Consider the following 19,276-nt stretch of genomic DNA (forward strand, 5'->3'; position numbering starts at 1 on the left):
GTCAGCGCGCGTCGAGGACCCCCGCGACCACGTCCGGGTGGTCGCTGAAGATGCCGTCGACGCCCGCGTCGAGGAACGCGCGGGCCTCCGCGGCGAGGTCGCCCGGGGCATCGGGGTCGGCGCCGACCTTGAACCGGGAGTCCATGAACTGGTTCTCCAGGCGCATCGTCCACACGTGCACGACCAGGCCCGCGTCGTGGGCGTCGGCGACGACGGCGGTCGGCTCGGTGGCACCGCGGGGCAGGACCACGAACTTGTTGGCGCCGAGGCCGTCGGCGTAGGTCGCGACCTCGGCGAGGCCGGCGGGCGTGAGCATCGAGGCGTACGTCGTGCCCGGACGGTCGAAGGGGCCGCCGCTCGCGTCGACGAGCTGCGCGAGCGGGACGTCGACCATCGTGTCGAGCTCGCGCAGGTTGGTGACCTCGAAGGACTGGATGATCACCGGGTCGTCGGCGTCGTCCCACTTGCGCTTGCGCAGGGCAGCGACCAGCGGCTCCTCCAGCGACAGCCCGATGGAGTCGAAGTAGGTCGGGTGCTTGGTCTCGGGGTAGACCCCGACGCCCGCACGGCGGGCCAGCCTGATGACCTGGTCCAGGGTCGGGATGCGCTCCTGGCCGTCGTACGCGGTGTTGTCGGGACGCACCTGCGGCAGCCGCTCCTTCGCGCGGAGCGTGCGCAGCTCGCGGTAGGTGAAGTCCTCGGTGAACCAACCGGTCACGGCGCGACCGTCGATGACCTTGGTGGTGCGGCGGTCGGCGAACTCGGGGTGGTCGGCGACGTCGGTGGTGCCGCTGATCTCGTTCTCGTGGCGGGCGACCAGGACGCCGTCCCTGGTCGAGACCAGGTCGGGCTCGATGTAGTCGGCCCCCTGCTCGATGGCGAGCTCATATGCGGCGAGGGTGTGCTCGGGCCGGTAGCCGGACGCGCCACGGTGGCCGATCAGTACGGGCTCGACGAGAGGTGCCTCGGTGACGTCGGCGGGAGAGGCGGTCGCGGACGCCGAGACGGAGGTGAGGGCGGCGGCGAGCGCCAGGACGAGGGTGGCCGCAGGGGCCTTCCGAGAGGTCATGCCGCGAGCCAACCGGGCCCAGGAGGCGCCGGGCGGACGTTGCGGTGAACGCGTCGTGACGGCTCAGCGACCGAGGACCGCGGGGCCCCCGCGGACTGCCGCGAGCGCCGCCTCCGGGTGGTCGGTGATGACGCCGTCGACCCCGGCGTCGAGCAGGGCTTCCACCTCGCCCGCCATGTCGCCGAGGGCGTCGGGGGCGTCGCCGCGACGCAGGTTGGTGGGCAGGTATCGGTTCTCACCCCTCACCGTCCAGACGTGCACGGTGAGCCCGCGGCGGTGGGCGTCGCGCACGAGGGTCGAGGGCGTGCCGATGGCGCCGTACGGGTCACGTGGCAGCACGAGCGACCGGTGCGCGCCGATGCCGTCGGCGTAGTCGTCGATGCGGTCGAGGTCCTCGGGGCTCACGCGCTCGCCGGCCCCGAGGAGCTGCACGACGGGCAGCCGGGTGCGGGCCGCGAGCCGGCGCAGGACCGGCGCCTCGAAGGCCATCAGCGTCACCCGCGCCCACGGGTGGTCGAGGCCGTGGCGGGCGAGGTCGCGCAGCAGCGGCACGTCGAGCGGCAGCCCGGCCGCGTCGTGGTGGGCGGCGTGCTTGAGCTCGAGCATCACGCCGACGGGCCGGCCCCGCCGTGCCGACTCCGTGGCCACCATCGCCAGCACCTCGTCGAGCGTCGGCACGCCCTCGGCCCCGTCGTACGCCGCGCTGGCCGGGCGGGTGGCCGGCATCCGCTCGCGGGCGGTGAGGGTCGTGAGCTCGGTCAGTGTGAGGTCCTGGGCGAACCAGCCCTGCTGCGCGACCCCGTCGACCACGACGGTCCGCCGCAGGTGGGCCAGGTCGGGGCGCCGCGCGACGTCGGTGGTGGCGCCGAGCTCCAGGTCGTGACGGGCGACGAGGACGCCGTCCTTGGTCGAGACGAGGTCGAGCTCGATGTCGTCGGCGCCCATCCGGATGGCGGTCCGGTAGGCGTCGAGGGTGTGCTCGGGACGGTGCCCGCTGGCGCCGCGGTGCGCGACCACGGCGGGCGAGAGGACCAACGACGAGGTCCTGCGGTGCACACCCGGAACAGCCTCGCGGGTCACCGTCATGCCACCACCGTGACCGGCCCGCGGGACCGGGCGGTGGTCGCGGGGTGTCGTCGGGATGAATGACGCATGATGACCGCGTGACGCTGCCCTCGTTCCCCACGCTCGAGTCCCTGCCCGCCGCCGAGCACCCGTCCCTCGTGGCGCCGCCCGTCGCCGTGGCGCTCGCCGGCTGGCCGGACGCCGCGGAGGTGGCCGTGGTCGAGATCGACGCCGACCTCGCCGACACCGCGGCGATGAGCCAGGCGTACGAGATCCCGATGACGGCGAGCGGCAACTGCGTCGTCGTCGCGGGCTCGCGCGCCGGCGACGAGCGGATCGCCGCCTGTGTCGTGCGGGCCGACACCCGCGCCGACGTCAACACGCTCGTGCGCAGGATGCTCGACGTGCGCAAGGCGTCGTTCCTGCCGATGGACCGGGCCGTCGAGGAGACCGGGATGGAGCACGGTGGCATCACACCGCTGGGCCTCCCCGAGGGATGGCGCGTCCTGGTGCACGAGGCGCTCCTCGACGAGCCGGTCGTCGTGCTCGGCAGCGGCGTGCGCAGCTCCAAGCTGCTGGTCCCGGGGCGGCTGCTCGCCCGGCTGCCCGGCGCCGAGGTGGTGCCGGGCCTGGGTCGCTGAGACCGCTCACCGGCGCGGGTCCGCCTCGTCGTCGAACCGCATCCGGTTCCGGGTGCCGGGCCGCACCGGCGCGACGCCGGGGCAGGGAGTGACGGCGGCACGCGTGTTGCAGGCCGGCTCGTAGTGGCGAGGCGTCGGTTCGGGCACCTCGACCTTGATCTGCTGGGCGGGGGCCGGCACCTCGGTGCCGCAGGCGCTCACCGTGCCGACGGTCGCGATGGCGGCGGCGGCCGCCCAGACGCTCACGGTCCTGGGGATGTCCTGGATGTTCATGGTCGTGTCCTCTCTGGAGCGGGTGGTCCGTGCCGGACGGACGTCCGACCCCACGAGGTTCGGCCGAGGCGGTATCCGACCGCACCGGCGGCGGTATCGGTGCGGTATCCGCCCCGTTGACGGCGTCGCGGACCGGGCGCACCGTGGTGAGGTGGCTATCCAGGTCCTCGGCCCACTGGCCGTGGACGGCTCGGGACGTCTCGGCCCGCGCGACCGCGTCGTGCTCCAGGCACTGGCCGTGCGCCAGGGGCGCCCGGTCACGGCGGACGAGCTCGCGGACGCGCTCTGGGGCGACACCCCGCCGGCCTCGGCCCACAAGAACCTCCAGTCGTGCATCGTCCGGCTGCGCAAGGCGCTCGGCGCGGACGCGATCGAGACCACGGGCGACGGCTACCGGCTGGTGGCACCCGGCGACGACGTCGACGCGCGGCGCTTCGAGTCGCAGGTCGCGCGGGCGCGCGAGCTGCTCGAGCTCGGGGAGGTCGACCGTGTGTCGTACCTGCTGGAGCGCGCGCTCGACCTGTGGCGCGGTCCGGCCTTCGCCGACCTCCCTGACTGGCCGCCCGCGCGCCGTGAGGCCGGACGGCTCGAGGAGCTGCGACGCGACGCCGAGGAGCTGCTCCTCGACGCCCAGCTGCGCGGCGGACGCGCCCGCGAGGCCCTCCCCCGGGCGCACGAGATGGTGCGAGCCGCACCGCTGCGCGAGCGTCGCTGGGAGCTGCTCGCGCTGGCGCAGTACCGCACCGGCGCCCAGGGCGAGGCGCTGCGCACCATCCGGCAGCTGCGGTCCGTGCTCGCCCGCGAGCTCGGCATCGACCCGGCGCCCGACATCGTCGCGCTGGAGCAGTCGATCCTCCGCCAGGACCCCACGCTCGACCGCGCGGAGGCCCCGGTCGTCGTGGCGACCTGTCCCTGGCAGGGCCTCCAGGCGTACGACGTCGACGAGGCCGACCGGTTCTTCGGCCGTGAGGGGGAGGTCGAGGTCGGGCTGGAGATCCTCGACACCCACGGGCTGCTCGCGCTGGTGGGTCCCTCGGGCTCGGGCAAGTCCTCGCTGATGCGGGCCGGCATCGGCGCTCGCCTGCGGATGCGTGGCACCCGCCTCGTGGCGATCACGCCCGGCCACTACCCGCTCCGGGCCCTGTCCGCCCTGGCGTCGGCCGGGGTGCACGACGCACTGCTGGTCGACCAGGCCGAGGAGCTGTTCACGCTCTGCGAGGACCCCGACGAGACCCGCACCTTCGTCGACGCCCTCGTCGAGGAGGTGTCGCGCCGCCCCGTCGTCGTAGCCCTGCGCGCCGACCGCCTGGCCGACCTCGCCGCGTACGCAGCTCTCAGCCGGCTCGTCGAGCGCGGCCTCTACCTGGTCGGCGGCCTGGACGAGACCGGCCTCCGGGCGGCGGTGGAGGGGCCCGCCCGGCAGGCGGGGCTGCTCCTCGAGCCCGGCCTGGTCGACCTGCTCGTCACCGAGGTGAGGGATGACCCGGGCGCCCTCCCCCTGCTGTCCCACGCGCTGCTCGAGACCTGGAAGCGGCGTGAGGGCAACACCCTCACGGTCGACGGCTACCGCGCGAGCGGCGGGATCCACGGCGCGGTGGCGCAGTCGGCCGAGCGCCTCTACGCGGAGGTGGAGCCGGACCTGCGCGGAGCGCTGCGCGACCTGGTGCTGCGGCTGCTGGCCCCCGGGACCGAGGGAGAGCCGGTGCGGACCCGGGTGCCGCGCCGGCTGGTCGGCACCGACACCGCGCACGAGCGGCTGGTCGAGATGCTCGTCTCCGCCCGGCTCGTGACCAGCGACGAGGGTGTCCTCGAGATCACCCACGAGTCGCTCGCCCGGGCGTGGCCGCGGCTGCGCGGATGGCTGGAGGACGACGTCGACGGCCGTCGGATCCTGCACCACCTGAGCTCGACCGCGGACGCGTGGGACACCCTGGGCCGACCCGACAGCGAGCTCTACCGGGGCGTACGCCTGACCCGGGCGGTGGACTGGTGCTCGGGCACCGGCGCGAGCCTCACCGCCGTCGAGCGCGCCTTCCTGTCGGCCTCGCAGGCCCGGGCCGAGGTCGAGGAGCAGAGCGCCGCCGTACGGGCGAGGGAGCAGGCACGGCTGATCTCCCGCCTGCGGCAGGTGCTCGCGGGCGCGCTCGTGCTGCTCGTGCTCGCCGTCGTCGGCGGCGTGGTGGCCATCGCCCAGCGTGACCGGGCCGACGACAACGCGGCGGCCGCCCAGGCCTCGGAGATCCAGGCCGTCGCCCGGCGCGCCGGCGCCAGCGCCCTGGTGGCCAGCGACATCGACACCTCGCTGCTCCTCGCCGTCGCGGGCATGCGGCTCGACCCCTCCACCGGCACCCACAACAGCCTGCTCGCCGCGATCACCCGGCGAGACCACCTCGTGCAGTCCCACGCCGTCGAGGGCACGCTGGCGCTGGCCCTCGACGTCAGCGGCGACGGGCGGCTGGCGGCGATCCTCGACGAGTCGCACCGCCTGCGGCTCTACGAGACGTCCACCGGCGACCTCGTGTCCCAGCGCCAGATGGGCGAGGACCTGGTCCTCGGCGCCAACTCCTTCGGGGAGGAGGTGAGGTTCAGCCCGGACGGCCGGTTGCTCGCGGTCGCTCGCGCGCCCTTCGGAGGGCGACCCCTCGCGCTGCTCTCGGTGCCGGACCTGGCGCCGGCGACCGCTCTCCCGGGGCTCCCCCGGCGCGGGTGGCGGGCGACCGACATCTCGTTCAGCCAGGACGGCAGCCGCCTGGCCGTGGCGCTGCAGGACGGCTCCGGCCAGCAGCTCGCCGCCCGCACCGGGGCCGCGCTGGTGTGGGACCTGGCGCGCCCCGGACCGCCGACCCGGTTCGCGCTCGGGGTCGAGGCGATCCCCCAGGTCTCCCTCGCCGCCGACGGCGACGTCCTCTTCACGTCCCACCCCCTGACCAGGCACTCCCTCGACACGGGATCCTCGCGACTCCTCGACCCGGACGGGCGCCACTACGTCTGGGCGATCGAGGCACTCGACGCAGGCGCCGCTGTCGTCGGCATCGACGACAACACCCCACGGGTCTTCGACGGGGCCTCCGGTCGCGTGCTCGGCACCTACCCGGCCGAGGGCTTCGTCGCGTCCCTGAAGGTGTCCCCGGACGGGCGACGCTTCGCGGTGACCACCATGGGCCAGCGCGAGGTCCGGGAGTGGCGCCTGGGACGCCCGGACCGAGCTCCCCGGACACTGGCGCTCGACCGCGGCAACGCCAACGCCGTCGACTACTCGGCGGACGGCGCCTTCCTGCTCGCGGTGGGGCGCGCGGGCACGGCCCTGCGACGCTGGGACCTCACGGGCCGTCACGGCTTCGTCCGGTCGGTCGCACAGCCACCGGGATCGTTCGCCGCCTTCGGAGTCATGGCCGCCGACGGCCGGCGCTCGGTCCTGCTCCAGGACTACCGCACGTACGTGACCGACCACCGGGACGGCTCCGTGGCGACCATCCCCCCGCAGGAGGGCTACCGCCACACCTACGGCGCCTTCCACCCCGACGGGCGCCGGTTCGCGACCGCCGTCGAGGGCGAGGTCCGGGTCTGGGACGACCAGGGAGAGCTCACCGGACAACGTGCCGTGTTCCCGGGCCAGCGGATCACCGAGCTCGACTGGACGCCCGACGGGACCCGGCTCGCTGTCTCCGAGCTGGACGGGACGCTCACCCTGCTCGACGGGGAGACGCTCCGACCCGTCGCCCGGCCGGTGGAGATGGAGGAGCCGGTCTCGTGGGTGGTCGCCCACCCGGACGGGAGGTCCGCGGTCGTCCTGCTCGGGGGCGTCGACGCCTCCGGCCCCTACAACGTCCCCACCACGGGCTGGGCCGTCGTGGACCTCCTGGACGGTGTCGTGACCGCCCGCGGGGACCTCGGCATGCGGTACGGCTACTGGCTGGACGTGTCACCCGACGGCGCGCTGGCGGTCGTCACGGGCGGCGAGCACGGCGACGGGGCGAACTCCGGGGCCAGGGGACGGCTGGAGGTCGTCGACCTGACGACCGGCCGTGCGGTCGCCCCGCCCCGGGACTGGGCGGGCGACCTCAAGTCGCAGGTCGTCTTCTCCCCCGACGGGACCAAGCTGCTCACCTCGAGCCCCAACGGCCTGGTCGGCGTGTGGGACGCCGCCTCCGCGACTCCCGTCGCCACGCTCGCCGTGCCGGACGCGTCGTCCCTGACCGGTGCCATCCTCCCGGGCGGCCGCACCGCCCGCATCCTCGACTGGTCGACCCGCCGGGTCGTCGAGTGGGACCTGTCCCGCGACAGTGCCGTGGAGTTCGCGTGCCGGGCCGTGGGGCGCGACCTCACCCGCGCCGAGTGGGCCGAGCACTTCGGCGACCTGGCGTTCCGGGAGACCTGCCCGCAGTAGTCCGGCCGCGACACCGGCCCGAGGTTGTGCTCGAACCCGACGTCGCGGACCGGTGGCCCCACGGACAGGTCGCAGGCGCCCGCCAGCAGGGCCGCGGCCAGCAGGCAGGCGACCCGTACGGGGACAGCGACGCGTGCGCGACGTGCCGGGGCGGCGGACATGACGGGCGCGTGCTCACGGCAGGTGGTCGGGCGCGGGACGGGCGTACCCGCGCACCGCGTCGTCGGTGCGTGTGCCCGGCCCCGTGCCGCAGACGGGCTGCTCCCATCCGCGGACGGTGTTCCCGCCCGGTCGGGCCAGGTAGCAGGGCCGGGCGACCTCGGTGGCCGGGCCGGTGGAGGTGGACAGGCCGATGCCCGGGACGGGCGGCTCGAGCAGTGCCACGTCGCCGGCGGCGGGCACGGCCAGCAGCGCGGCGACGGCTGCGGTGCCGATCGCGCCGGCAGTGGCGCGGAGCCACCGCCGGCGGGGAGGCGCGGCGGCGAGCGAGTGGTGGTTCATGACGTTGCTCCTCGGGACGGTGCCGGACCCACGCGGTCCGACCCACGCCACGCTGCCGCCGTGGGGTACCGCACCGGTGCGGTGCCGGTACCGCGGCGGTATCCCACCCGTCGACGCCCCTCGACCCTTGCCATCGTGACAGTGAAACTGTCACGATTGCCGCATGCGTCTCGCGAGCCTCCTGATGTACGACGGCAACCCGCGCAAGGCAGCCGACGACGTGGTCTCGCTGGAGCGGGCGGGCCTCGACAGCGTGTGGGTCGCGGAGGCGTACGGCTTCGACGCGCCGACGCTCATGGGCTACCTCGCGGCGAAGACCGAGACGGTGCGGATCGGCTCGGGCATCCTCAACATCTACTCCCGCACGCCCGGCGCCCTGCTGCAGACCGCGGCCGGTCTCGACAACGTCAGCCAGGGCCGCGCGATCCTCGGCCTCGGCGTGAGCGGACCGCAGGTGATCGAGGGGTTCCACGGCGTGCCCTACAGCAGGCCGATGGCTCGCACCGCCGAGGTGGTCGAGATCATCCGCAGCGGGTTGAGGCGCGAGCCGCTGTCGGCGGACGGGGAGTTCCACCTCCCGCTGACCAAGGAGCACGGCGCGGTGACCGGCCTCGGCAAGCCGCTCAAGCTGCTCACCCGCCCCGAGCGTGACACGATCCCGATCTGGATCGCCGCCCTCGGCCCGAAGAACGTCGAGCAGACCGCCGAGATCGCCGACGGCTGGATCCCCCACCTGTTCCACCCCGAGAAGGCCCACCTGGTCTGGGGCGACGCGCTCGCGGCCGGCGACGCCAAGCGGCTCGACGGGCTCGCGCCGCTGCAGGTGATGGCCGGCGGCATGGTCGCGATCGGCGAGGGGCCGGAGACCAAGGCACTGCTCGACCTCGTGCGCCCGGTCTTCGCGCTCTACGTCGGCGGCATGGGCGCCAAGGGCAAGAACTTCTACAACGACGTCGCCCGCGCCTACGGCTACGAGCAGGAGGCCGAGGAGATCCAGGACCTCTACCTCTCCGGCAAGAAGAAGGAGGCCGCCGCCCTCGTCCCCACCGAGTGGCTCGAGGCCGCCAACCTCGTCGGCCCCGCGTCGTACGTCCGCGAGCGCATCGAGGCCTTCCGGGAGGCCGGCGTCACCGACCTCAACATCACGCCCGTCCCCACCTCGGAGGACCAGGACGCCGCCGACGTCGTGGCGCAGCTCAAGGAGTGGGTGTCCTGAGGCCCTTCCTGAGCCGCGTGCACGCGCCGGGCCGCTACGACAACCTCCACCGGATCCGGTCGCTGGACCCGGAGGTCGACCACGACGAGATCCTCCGGCTCACAGCCCGCTTCGAGTTCCCCTGGGACTACGTGCAGGGCACCGGCATCGCCTTCATGCGCGACTACGGCGTGCCCTCGATCGCCGAGCTGCTCGACCGGACGCGCGAGTTCGCCGACCACGGCGTCAAGCGCTACGACGACACGATCCTCATCGGCGACGAGGCGACCCTCGACGGCATCGACTCGCCGCGCTCGCACGCCGCGCTGCGCCGGCTCAACCGGATCCACGGCCACTACGACATCGCCGCCGAGGACTTCGCCTACGTCCTCGCGACCACGATCGTCGGCCCGGTCCGCTGGATCGAGGCCTACGGCTGGCGTCCCCTCGACCCCGTCGAGCTCGCCGCCATCGCCAAGGTCACCACCCGCTTCGGGGAGCTGATGGGCCTCAAGGGCCTGCCCACGACGTACGACGGCTACCTCGCGCTGCTCGTCGACCACGAGCGCCGCCACTTCGCCCACACCCCGGCCGCGACCCGGCTGGCCGAGGCGTCGATCGGCATCGCGCGGGAGATCGCCCCTCCCCCGCTGCGGCCGCTGCTGCGCCGCGTCACCATCGCGGTGATGGACGAGCCGCTGCGCGAGGCGCTCGGGCTGCCGCGCCAGCCGCGGTGGTTCGTGCGGGCAGTACGGATTGGACTGCGGCTGCGCGGCCGGCTGCTCCGACTCGCGCCGCCGCGGCGCACGGCGTACGTCCACCGGCCCACCACCTATCCCAGCGGCCACCGTCTCGAGGACCTCGGGCCGCTGTCGATGCTCGACCACCTCAACTCGCACGGACCAGCACACGGAGAGAGATCACATGCCTGAGCGCCCCAGCATCCTCGAGCAGGAGCACGAGGACTTCCGCGCCGTCGCGCGCGCGTTCTTCGACAAGGAGGTGACGCCGCACCACGCCGCGTGGGAGCAGGCCGGCGTCGTCGACCGGGAGGTGTGGCGCAAGGCGGGCGAGCGCGGGCTGCTGTGCTTCGACGTCGACGAGGCCTACGGCGGCCCGGGCATCAAGGACTTCCGCTACAACATGGTGCTCGCCGAGGAGTCCGCGCGGGCGGGCGCCTCCGGGCCCGGCTTCGCGGTGCACACCGACATCATCGTCCCCTACATCTCGTCCCTGGGCACCGAGGAGCAGAAGCAGCGGTGGCTGCCCGGATGCGTGTCGGGCGACATCGTCACCGCGATCGCGATGACCGAGCCGGGCGCAGGGTCGGACCTGCAGGGCATCCGTACGACCGCGGTCGACGCCGGCGACCACTACGTCCTCAACGGGTCCAAGACCTTCATCTCCAACGGCATCCTGTCCGACCTCGTCGTCGTGGTGTGCCGCACGAACCCAGACGCCGGGCACCAGGGCATCTCGCTGCTCGCCGTCGAGCGCGGGATGGAGGGCTTCGAGCGCGGGCGCAACCTCGCCAAGATGGGGCTGCACGCCCAGGACACCGCCGAGCTGTCGTTCACCGACGTGCGCGTGCCGAAGGAGAACCTGCTCGGCGCCGAGGGGTCGGGCTTCGTCTCGCTGATGGAGAACCTGCCCCAGGAGCGCATCTCGATCGGCTGCATCGCCGTCGCCGCGGTCGAGCACGTCCTCGAGCTGTGCCTGGCCTACGCCAAGGAGCGGGAGGCGTTCGGCCGCCCCATCGGGAAGTTCCAGCACAACCGCTTCGTGCTGGCCGAGATGGCCACCGAGGCCCACATCGCGCGGGTCTTCATCAACGACTGCGTGCTCCGGCTCAACGCCGGCGAGGTCGACACCGCGCTCGCGTCGATGGCCAAGTGGTGGACCACCGAGCTGCAGAAGCGCGTCGTCGACGCGGGCGTGCAGCTGCACGGCGGGTACGGCTACATGGACGAGTACCCCATCTCCAAGGCCTACACCGACTCGCGGATCCAGACGATCTACGGCGGGACGACCGAGATCCAGAAGGAGATCATCGGACGGATGCTGGGCCTGTAGCCGGCGTTCCCACGCGCTGGCTAGGTTCGTGGTCATGGACCTCTTCGAGATGGACGAGACCCGCACCGTCACCCGCGAGGAGGCGGCGGCCAAGCTGCGCGCCCTCGCCGACTCGCTCGCCAAGCACAACTCGGTCGAGTTCTCCCGCGACGGCGGCCGCGTGACCGTCGCCGTGCCCGACGAGGTCCACCTCAAGGTCGAGGTCGAGCTGGGCGAGGACAACGAGATCGAGATCGAGCTGACCTGGTGAGCCGATCCGGTCGCTGATCGTCCGCGGCTGGCCCTAGCCTGTCGGCCATGACCGACTTCACCGAGCAGGACCTCTCGGACTCCCGCTTCGAGAAGGTGCTCCTGCGGCGGGCGACCTTCGAGGACGTCTCGCTCGCCGACGCGACCCTCACCGACGTCGACCTCAGCGGCGTACGCATCCACGCAGCGAGGCTCGACAAGGTCCGGATGACCGGCGTCGAGGTCCCCGACCTCGTGATCAGCGGCGAGGTGCGCCGCCTGGTGGTCAACGGCGTGGACGTCGGTCCGCTCGTGGAGGCCGAGCTGGACCGGCGCCACCCCGAGCGGGCGGCGATGCGCCCGACGAGCGCCGACGGCTTCCGCGAGGCGTTCGCCATCCTCGACCGGCTGTGGGCCGAGACCCTCGACCACGCGCGGGCGCTGCGGGTGGAGCAGCTGCACGAGCAGGTCGACGGCGAGTGGTCCTTCATCCAGACCCTGCGCCACCTCGGCTTCGTCCACGCCTGCTGGATCAGCGGCGTCGTCCACGGCTTCCCGACACCGTGGCACCCCCTCGACCTGCCCTCCGACGAGGTGCCCGCCCACGAGGGCGTTCCGTGGGAGCGGCGGGCACGCCCGGAGCTGCACGAGGTGCTGTCGCTGCGTCGCCAGCGCCGGGCGACCGTGGCCGAGCTGCTCGAGCGCATGGACGACTCCGGCCTGGCCCGCCAGGTGACCTCGGCGACGCCTTTCCTCACCGACGTCCCCGACCTGACCGTCGGTCACTGCCTGCGCGTGGTGCTCAACGAGGAGTGGGAGCACCGCCGCTACGCCGAGCGCGACCTCGCCGTGCTGGCCGGGTCGACGACTCGCTCATGACCGCGCGCCCCGTGGGTACCTCTGCGGGGTGACGAGCGATCCGGGGCCCATCCGCCAGACGGCCGAGCAGCACTTCGGGCACCGCGAGCTGCTGTCGGGCCAGGAGGAGGCCGTGCAGGTGCTCCTCGACGGCCACGACGTGCTGCTCGTGGCCCCGACGGGTGCCGGCAAGTCGCTCGCCTACCAGCTCGCCGGGCTGATGCTCGGCGGCTGCACGGTCGTCGTCTCGCCCCTGCTCGCGCTCCAGCAGGACCAGGTCGCCTCCCTCGACGCGGTCGGGATCGCCGCCTCGCGGCTCAGCTCGGCGGAGTCCGACGCCGAGCGCGACGAGGTGCTGCGCGCAGCACGCGCGGGCGACCTGCGCTTCCTCCTGCTGTCGCCCGAGCAGCTCGCCAACCCCGAGGTGCTGGCCGAGGTCGCCGCGATCGACCCCACCCTGGTCGCCGTGGACGAGGCGCACTGCGTGTCGTCGTGGGGCCACGACTTCCGGCCCGACTACCTCCGCCTCGGCGACCTCGTCGCCCGGATCGGGTCGCCGCGGGTCATCGCGATGACGGCCACGGCCGCCCTGCCCACCCAGCAGGACATCGTCGAGCGCCTCGCCCTCCACGACGCCCGCACCGTCCTGACCGGGTTCGAGCGCGACAACATCGCGCTCCACGTCGAGCGCTTCTCCGACGCCGAGGACCAGCGCGAGCGGGTGCTCGCGATCGTCGACGAGCTCTCCGCCGACCGCGGGAGCGGCGTCGTCTACTGCCGCACCCGGGCGGGCGCCGAGTCCGTAGCGGAGGCGCTGGTCGACCGCGGCCACGATGCCGCGGCCTACCACGCGGGGCTGTCGCGCCGCCGGCGCGACGAGGTGCACGAGACCTTCATGCGCGGCGAGCTGCCCCTCGTCGCGGCCACGTCGGCCTTCGGGATGGGCGTCGACAAGCCCGACATCCGGTTCGTCGTGCACGCCGACGTGCCCGAGTCCCCCGACACCTACTGGCAGGAGGTCGGCCGCGCCGGGCGCGACCGTGCCACGGCGACGGCGGTCCTGGCCTACCGCGCCGAGGACCTGTCGCTGGGACGCTTCTTCGCCGGCGGCGTGCCACGGCGCCGCGACGTGCGCGCCGTCGTCGCCGCTCTCGACGCCACCCTCGCCGCGGGCGGCACCGACGACCCGCGGGAGGTCAGCGAGCACCTGGACTTCGGACCCCGCAAGACCGGTCGCCTCGTCAACCTCGTGCGCCTGGCCCGCGAGGCCGACGACCTGCCCGACGACGCCGGCATCGCGACGCTGGTCGACGCCGTGCTCGCGCGGGCCGAGGCGCAGCGCAAGCTCGAGGGCTCGCGGGTGGAGATGATGCGGGCCTACGCCGAGACCGTGCGGTGCCGCAGCGCCTTCATGCTGGGCTACTTCGGCGCGGAGATCCGCTCCCGGTGCGGGATCTGCGACAACTGCGCGGCCGGCATCGCGCCCGAGGAGGACGCCGGCGCCGACGTGCCGTACGCCGTGCAGAGCACCGTGCGGCACGCCGAGTTCGGCGTCGGCACCGTCACCGACGCCGAGGACGACCGCGTGACGGTGCTGTTCGAGGACGAGGGCTACCGGACGCTGGCGCTCGACCTGGTGGAGGACCGCGGCCTGCTCGAGGTCACCTGAGCCGCTCGGCGAGCGCCCGCCCGAGGCGTACGCCCGAGAGCCACGCCGTCTCGACCTTGGGCGACGAGCCCCAGCCGTCGCCGCACACCCCGACCAGCCGGTCACCCTCGACGAGGGCGAAGGGGTCCTCCCGGTCGCCGACCGGCCGGGCGAAGGTCCAGCGGTGGACGTGCACGTCGGCGGGCTCCCCGAGGTCGAGCAGCCGCCGGAGCGCGCGGACCGCGACCGGACCGGCGCCGGCGGGGTCGGCAAGGTGGCGCGAGGCGAGCTCCGGGGTGGTGTGCGCGACGAGCACCGGGGCACCGTCGCCGCGTCGCTGGCCGTCGTCGGCGATCCAGCCGAGGTCGGGGTCGCCGTTGACGAACGCCCCGTCGAGGTCCCACGTGCGCTCCGCCCAGCGGGCGGCGACCGCGATGACCGGCTCCCACTCGCGGTCGAGCGACCGCGCGACGGGGTGCTCGCCCACGAGCCGCACGGCCTGCGGGTCGGGCATGGCGAGCACGACGACGTCCGCGTCGAGCTCCTCGACCGACTCGACCTGCTGCCGCTCGACCCCCAGTCCCGCGGCGAGGTCCTCGACGAGTGACCGGAGGCCGTGGGTGGCGCCCCACCGCACGGGGCCGCTCGAGGAGTCGCGCTCCTCGTCGCCCAGGACGGCGAAGGTGTCGGTCCACTCGCGGGCCAGTCCGCGACCGGCCCAGTCGTCGACGACCGCGGCGAACCCGTCGTCGGAGACCGTGAAGTAGGAGGCGCCGAGGTCGACGCGGCGCTCCCACAGCGTCCGTGACGCCATCCGGCCGCCGGGCACGTGGCCGCGGTCGAGCAGGCGTACGCCCACTCCGGCGGCACGCAGCTCGCGTGCGCAGGCCACGCCGGCCAGGCCCGCGCCGACCACGACGACCTCGCTCACGACCGGCCCTCCAGCACCGCGTCGGCCGCGCGCTGGCCGCTGACCAGAGCGCCCTGGATCGAGCCGGTGTCGCGGTGGTCGCCACAGACGAGGAGGTCCCCGTGCCGGACCGGACGGGTCGCGCTGTAGGGCACCGGCTGCGCGGGCAGGGCGTGCGGGACGTCGTGGCGCGCGACGACCTCCCACGCGGTCGGGTCGGTGCCGAGCAGGTCGCCGGCGTGGCGCCGCATCGACGCCTCGTCGGTGTCGCGGCCCGGTCCGAGCAGGGCGGAGGCCTGCACGAGGTGACGACCGGGAGGGGCGTACGACGGGGCCGCGCGTGAGACGACGGCGGCGTTGACCAGGGGCCCGGACGGGGTGCTCCTCGCGTCGACGTGCAGGAGGTCGGTCTCCGGTGCGGTCGGCGCCGCCCACCACACGGTCGCGACGCCCTTCGTCGCCGGCACGTCGATCCCCGTCAGCGCAGCGGCCTCGGGTGCGCCGGTCGCGACCACCACGTGGTCGGCGGTCCAGGTGCCCGTGTCGGTCGCGACGGACGTGCCCGTGACCCGGTGCGCCGGCTCGCCGAGGCGGACCCGGTCACCGAGGCCGGCCGCGAGCTGCGCCGGCAGCGCGGCCATCCCCTCCCGCGGCAGGGCCGGAACGCCGCGGGCGAACATCCAGGTCAGCAGCAGCGCGAACCGGTCGGCCGTGCTGCCGTCGTCCTCGAGGAGGACGCCGGCGAAGAAGCGGTCCACAACCCGTCGCAGGAACCCGTCGAGGCCGGCCCGGTCGAGCGCCGTGCGCCGGTCGACGTCCGCGCGCCGCTCCAGCACCTCGGACAGCGTGCGTCCGGGGCGGGGGCGAGCGAGCGGAGCGGCCCAGCGCGCCAGGGCCGCGACCTCAGCGGGCCGGCGGGCGGCGGACCGCAGGGTGCGCGGCACCAGGCCGGGGCTGCGCAGCGGGTGGCCCAGCACCTCGAGCCCGCGCTCGCTCCGGGCCGCGACCCCGGCTCCGAACGGCTGCAGGCCCAGCGCGTCGACGTCCACCCAGCGGCCGACGGCGGGATAGGCGGGGTTGAGCAGCTGGAAGCCGTGGTCGACGAGGAACCCGTCGACGCGGTCGGTGCGGATGCGACCGCCGACCCGGTCGGAGGCCTCGACGACCACCACGTCGCGACCCGCCTCCACCAGCGCCTGCGCGCACCGCAGCCCGGCCAGCCCGGCGCCCACGACCACCACGTCGGCTCTCATGCGGCGAGGCTAGGCGAGGCCGCCAACGAGTGGCGAACATCCTTGCGAATAGTGTCTTTTGATGCTAGGATCGAGACGAACTCTCGGATGAGGGTGTGCTACGAGGGCCTTGGCCCAGTTGGCGTCCTGGTGACGACCGTTGACCTGCCGCACAGACGTGCGGTGTGGAGACCTGTCGTCGAAGGAGGCCGCTCGTGACCCACCCGATCATCGCGGCCGCCAGGGACGTACGTGCCTCGCTGAAGGCCGTGGCTGACGCGAACCCGACCTTCATGTCGGTGGAGGACAAGGCGGTCGCGCTGCGTGAGCTGGTCGCCGCCGAAGCCCAGGTGACCGAGCTGCGGCTGCGGGTCCTGGCCGACGCCGGCGACCTGGCCGAGCAGACGGCCGCGAAGGACGCCGCCGGGTGGCTCGCGCACCACACCCGCACGCGTTTCGCCGACGCCCGCGCCGACCTGGCGCTCGCCACCGCTCTCGACCGGGAGCGGCCCGCCCTGGCCGTCGCGATGCGCGAGGGGGCTGCGACGCTCGCCCAGGCCCACGTCATCGACCGCGCCCTCACGGCGCTGCCCGCCTCCGTCGATGCCGAGACGCTCGCCCGGGCCGAGGTGCACCTGGTCGAGAAGGCCGGGGAGTTCGGCCCGAGGGAGCTCGGTCGCATCGGACGGCGCATCCTCGACGTCGTCGCCCCGGAGATCGCCGAGGCAGCTGAGGCCGCCCGGCTCGCCGACCTCGAGGCCCACGCCGCACAGCAGACCCGACTCACCCTGCGCCGCCTCGGCGACGGCACCACCCGCATCTCCGGCCGGATCCCCGACCTCGCCGCCACCCGGCTCGCGACCTACCTCGAGGCGTACGCCAACCCCCGCAAGCCCGACGCCGAGCGGTCCGGTGACGCGGTCGCCCGGCTGCCCTACCCGCGCCGGCTCGGCGAGGCGTTCACCCAGCTGATCGAGGCGATCGACCCCGAGCGGATGCCGCTGCACGGTGGCGACGCCACCACCCTCGTCGTCACCGTCGACCTCGCGGCCCTTCAGGCCGACCTCGCCACCGCGGACCTCGTCGGCGGCGGGCTCGTCCCCGGCGACGACCTCACCGGCGACCGCATCACCGCCGCCCAGGCCCGACGGCTCGCCTGCACCGCGAAGATCCTGCCCGCCGTCCTCGGCGCAGACAGCCTCCCGCTCGACCTCGGACGCGCCCGGCGGCTGTTCAGCCCGGCCCAGCGCAAGGCACTCCTGGTCCGCGACCGCACCTGCCGCGCCGAGGGCTGCGACGTCCCCGGCACCTGGTGCGACGCCCACCACCTCGACCCCTGGCACACCGGCGGCCGCACCGACCTCGCCGACGGGGTGCTGCTGTGCAACCACCACCACCACCGCATCCACGACGACGCGTTCCGCGTCGAGCGCCTCGCCAACGGCGACCACCGGTTCCACCGACGCAGATAGGCGGGGACCAGATGACGGCGTGCCCACGATCGTGGTGCCGCCCTGCTTGCTCGATGTCATTCCTGCTCCACACTGGAGGTGACAGCCAAGCCACATCGCGACTCCAAGGGGTGTCCATGACGAACCCGACCAGCCTCGTCGACGAGCTCAACGCCCTCTACGCCAACTACGTCCAGTCGATCAACGACGCTGTCGCGGCGGACGACCTGTCCCTGGCCGCCGAGCTCGCCGAGTCCTACGACCGTGACGCGATCTTGCTGATGGCCGAACGAGAAGTGCGTCAGGACTTGCTGCCCCGCTTCGGCCTGACGCCGGATGGTGGGAGCGTCAGCGTGCAGCGCGACACACCGCTGCGTCGTCTCGTGAAGAGCGTCGCTGCACTGCGGTCGGGCCCCCCCCTACCCTGAGCCCATGCCTGCCGCCCGCACCCGCCGCGCCCGTGCGGCGAGGAAGCGCCAGCGGCGGATGGCGAGCAGCGAGCACGACCTGAGCTTCAGCGAGTGGACGGCGCTGCAGGACGCCTGGGGCGGGTGCGCCTACTGCGGGGCCACGGGCACGCCTGTCCAGAAGGACTGCGTGCTGCCCATCTCGCGCGGCGGCCGCTACACGCTGCTCAACGTCGTCCCGGCCTGCCGGTCGTGCAACGCGAGCAAGTGCAACGACGAGGTGACCGGGTGGCTGCGGCGCAAGCGGCTCGATGAGCGCGCGTTCCTCGTACGCCTCGGCGAGGTCCAGGCAGCGGTACAGGCAGAGGTACAGGCAGAGGTTCAGGCAGCTGTCCAGCAGGAGGTCACAGCGGCACGTCCTCCGGGATCACCCGCAGCACGCTGACCGTGCCGGCCTCGCGACCGACGACGACCTTCACGCCGTCGAGGCGCCCGAGCGCGGCGCGTACGTCGTCGAGCTCGAGGTGCGTGTCGACCGCGATGTCGGCGTCGCGCACCGGCACCGCCGTCTCCGGCCAGTCGGACGAGTCGACCTCGAAGGGGTCGAAGTCGGTCTGCGCCGCCGACCACAGCTGAAGGGCGGACTCGGCGACGACGTCGTCCGTGCGGGTGGGCTCGTCGGTGGTCATGGTCGGACCGTACCCACCGCCGCGCGACTTCAGATGCAGTTGACTGGCCCGGTGCCCACCCGACTCCTCCTGCTCGCCGACACCCACCTGCCCAAGCGGGCCAGGGACCTGCCCGCCGAGGTGTGGCACGCGGTCGACGATGCGGACGTCGTGGTCCACGCCGGTGACTGGGTCGACGTCGCGCTGCTCGACGAGCTCGAGGCGCGATCGGCCCGACTCGTCGCGTGCTGGGGCAACAACGACCACGGCGCGCTGCGCGAGCGCCTGCCGGAGGTCGGGCGCATCGAGGTCGAGGGCCTCGCGCTCGGCGTGGTCCACGAGACCGGGCAGGCGAAGGGCCGCGAGGATCGGATGAGCAGTGCGTACGCCAACCTCGACGTGCTGGTCTTCGGCCATAGCCACATCCCCTGGGACACCACGACCACCACCGGTCTGCGCCTGCTCAACCCCGGGTCCCCCACCGACCGTCGGCGCCAGCCGCACTGCACCTACATGACCGCGACGGCCGACGACGGCGAGCTGCGCGACGTCACGCTCCACCGGCTCCCGCCACGCGCGTAGGTGCCGACGACCGGTCCGCCGGCGACGCGCCCCACCACGCCCTAGCCACCCGGCACCCCCGCGCTCCATGATGTGACCCCCGCCACAC

Annotated in this window: 19 protein-coding genes; 12 read left to right on the forward strand and 7 right to left on the reverse strand. The window is 73.9% G+C overall.

Annotated features, from left to right (window positions below):
* Position 1 precedes the first annotated feature (1 nt).
* Positions 2 to 1,069, reverse strand: a complete 1,068-nt coding sequence (locus IE200_RS08295; RefSeq protein ID WP_191278915.1) for a glycerophosphodiester phosphodiesterase — start codon at positions 1,067 to 1,069, stop codon at positions 2 to 4.
* Positions 1,070 to 1,132: 63 nt separating this feature from the next.
* On the reverse strand, positions 1,133 to 2,155 hold the full coding sequence (locus tag IE200_RS08300; RefSeq protein WP_191278916.1) for a glycerophosphodiester phosphodiesterase family protein: 1,023 nt from the start codon (positions 2,153 to 2,155) through the stop codon (positions 1,133 to 1,135).
* Between the two features lie 77 nt (positions 2,156 to 2,232).
* Between IE200_RS08300 and IE200_RS08305 the strand changes: the two genes are divergently transcribed.
* Positions 2,233 to 2,775: a YbaK/EbsC family protein gene (locus IE200_RS08305; protein ID WP_407940971.1), complete on the forward strand. Its 543-nt coding sequence runs from the start codon at positions 2,233 to 2,235 to the stop codon at positions 2,773 to 2,775.
* Positions 2,776 to 2,781: 6 nt separating this feature from the next.
* Here IE200_RS08305 and IE200_RS08310 read toward each other — a convergent pair whose 3' ends face one another.
* Complete coding sequence (locus tag IE200_RS08310; RefSeq protein WP_191278918.1) at positions 2,782 to 3,048, reverse strand: hypothetical protein; 267 nt, start codon at positions 3,046 to 3,048, stop codon at positions 2,782 to 2,784.
* Positions 3,049 to 3,199: 151 nt separating this feature from the next.
* Here IE200_RS08310 and IE200_RS21025 point away from each other — a divergent pair, with 151 nt between their 5' ends.
* The gene (locus tag IE200_RS21025; RefSeq protein ID WP_191278919.1) at positions 3,200 to 7,435 is read left to right on the forward strand and encodes an nSTAND1 domain-containing NTPase; all 4,236 of its coding nucleotides are present in this window, start codon (positions 3,200 to 3,202) and stop codon (positions 7,433 to 7,435) included.
* Between the two features lie 174 nt (positions 7,436 to 7,609).
* Here the strand turns inward: IE200_RS21025 and IE200_RS08320 are convergent, their stop codons facing one another.
* Entirely contained in the window at positions 7,610 to 7,936 is a 327-nt protein-coding gene (locus IE200_RS08320) for a hypothetical protein (protein WP_191278920.1), read from the reverse strand.
* 163 nt (positions 7,937 to 8,099) lie between these two features.
* On the opposite strand from IE200_RS08320, the gene IE200_RS08325 reads away from it, so the two are divergent.
* The 6 genes from IE200_RS08325 to IE200_RS08350 are packed head-to-tail and all read left to right on the forward strand — an operon-like array spanning position 8,100 to position 13,959.
* Positions 8,100 to 9,152: an LLM class F420-dependent oxidoreductase gene (locus IE200_RS08325; RefSeq protein ID WP_191278921.1), complete on the forward strand. Its 1,053-nt coding sequence runs from the start codon at positions 8,100 to 8,102 to the stop codon at positions 9,150 to 9,152.
* Between the two features lie 17 nt (positions 9,153 to 9,169).
* Positions 9,170 to 10,063: an oxygenase MpaB family protein gene (locus IE200_RS08330; protein ID WP_191278922.1), complete on the forward strand. Its 894-nt coding sequence runs from the start codon at positions 9,170 to 9,172 to the stop codon at positions 10,061 to 10,063.
* Entirely contained in the window at positions 10,056 to 11,204 is a 1,149-nt protein-coding gene (locus IE200_RS08335) for an acyl-CoA dehydrogenase family protein (protein WP_191278923.1), read from the forward strand. The genes IE200_RS08330 and IE200_RS08335 overlap by 8 nt, the downstream gene beginning before the upstream one ends.
* A gap of 34 nt (positions 11,205 to 11,238) precedes the next feature.
* Positions 11,239 to 11,454: an amphi-Trp domain-containing protein gene (locus tag IE200_RS08340; RefSeq protein ID WP_191278924.1), complete on the forward strand. Its 216-nt coding sequence runs from the start codon at positions 11,239 to 11,241 to the stop codon at positions 11,452 to 11,454.
* A 47-nt stretch (positions 11,455 to 11,501) separates the two neighbouring features.
* Entirely contained in the window at positions 11,502 to 12,311 is an 810-nt protein-coding gene (locus IE200_RS08345; protein ID WP_191278925.1) for a DinB family protein, read from the forward strand.
* A gap of 28 nt (positions 12,312 to 12,339) precedes the next feature.
* Complete coding sequence (locus IE200_RS08350) at positions 12,340 to 13,959, forward strand: RecQ family ATP-dependent DNA helicase (RefSeq protein ID WP_191278926.1); 1,620 nt, start codon at positions 12,340 to 12,342, stop codon at positions 13,957 to 13,959.
* Here the strand turns inward: IE200_RS08350 and IE200_RS08355 are convergent.
* Together IE200_RS08355 and IE200_RS08360 are read right to left on the reverse strand one after the other, a co-directional pair.
* Positions 13,952 to 14,869: an NAD(P)/FAD-dependent oxidoreductase gene (locus IE200_RS08355; RefSeq protein ID WP_191278927.1), complete on the reverse strand. Its 918-nt coding sequence runs from the start codon at positions 14,867 to 14,869 to the stop codon at positions 13,952 to 13,954. The two genes, IE200_RS08350 and IE200_RS08355, sit on opposite strands and share 8 nt — an antisense overlap.
* On the reverse strand, positions 14,866 to 16,101 hold the full coding sequence (locus tag IE200_RS08360) for an NAD(P)/FAD-dependent oxidoreductase (RefSeq protein ID WP_191278928.1): 1,236 nt from the start codon (positions 16,099 to 16,101) through the stop codon (positions 14,866 to 14,868). Before IE200_RS08360 ends, IE200_RS08355 begins: the two co-directional genes overlap by 4 nt.
* Positions 16,102 to 16,295: 194 nt before the next feature.
* Between IE200_RS08360 and IE200_RS08365 the strand changes: the two genes are divergently transcribed.
* From IE200_RS08365 to IE200_RS08375, 3 genes are all read left to right on the forward strand, one after another.
* Positions 16,296 to 17,552, forward strand: a complete 1,257-nt coding sequence (locus IE200_RS08365) for an HNH endonuclease signature motif containing protein (RefSeq protein WP_191278929.1) — start codon at positions 16,296 to 16,298, stop codon at positions 17,550 to 17,552.
* A 116-nt stretch (positions 17,553 to 17,668) separates the two neighbouring features.
* Positions 17,669 to 17,959, forward strand: coding sequence for a hypothetical protein (locus IE200_RS08370; protein ID WP_191278930.1), 291 nt, complete (start codon positions 17,669 to 17,671; stop codon positions 17,957 to 17,959).
* Between the two features lie 4 nt (positions 17,960 to 17,963).
* Positions 17,964 to 18,383, forward strand: coding sequence for an HNH endonuclease (locus tag IE200_RS08375; RefSeq protein ID WP_191278931.1), 420 nt, complete (start codon positions 17,964 to 17,966; stop codon positions 18,381 to 18,383).
* On the opposite strand, the gene IE200_RS08380 is transcribed toward IE200_RS08375, so the two are convergent.
* On the reverse strand, positions 18,343 to 18,627 hold the full coding sequence (locus IE200_RS08380; RefSeq protein WP_191278932.1) for a hypothetical protein: 285 nt from the start codon (positions 18,625 to 18,627) through the stop codon (positions 18,343 to 18,345). The two genes, IE200_RS08375 and IE200_RS08380, sit on opposite strands and share 41 nt — an antisense overlap.
* Positions 18,628 to 18,678: 51 nt before the next feature.
* Between IE200_RS08380 and IE200_RS08385 the strand changes: the two genes are divergently transcribed.
* The gene (locus tag IE200_RS08385) at positions 18,679 to 19,188 is read left to right on the forward strand and encodes a metallophosphoesterase family protein (RefSeq protein ID WP_229856295.1); all 510 of its coding nucleotides are present in this window, start codon (positions 18,679 to 18,681) and stop codon (positions 19,186 to 19,188) included.
* Positions 19,189 to 19,276 lie beyond the last annotated feature (88 nt).

The organism is Nocardioides flavus (ex Wang et al. 2016), from assembly GCF_014653115.1.
Classification (GTDB): domain Bacteria; phylum Actinomycetota; class Actinomycetes; order Propionibacteriales; family Nocardioidaceae; genus Nocardioides; species Nocardioides flavus.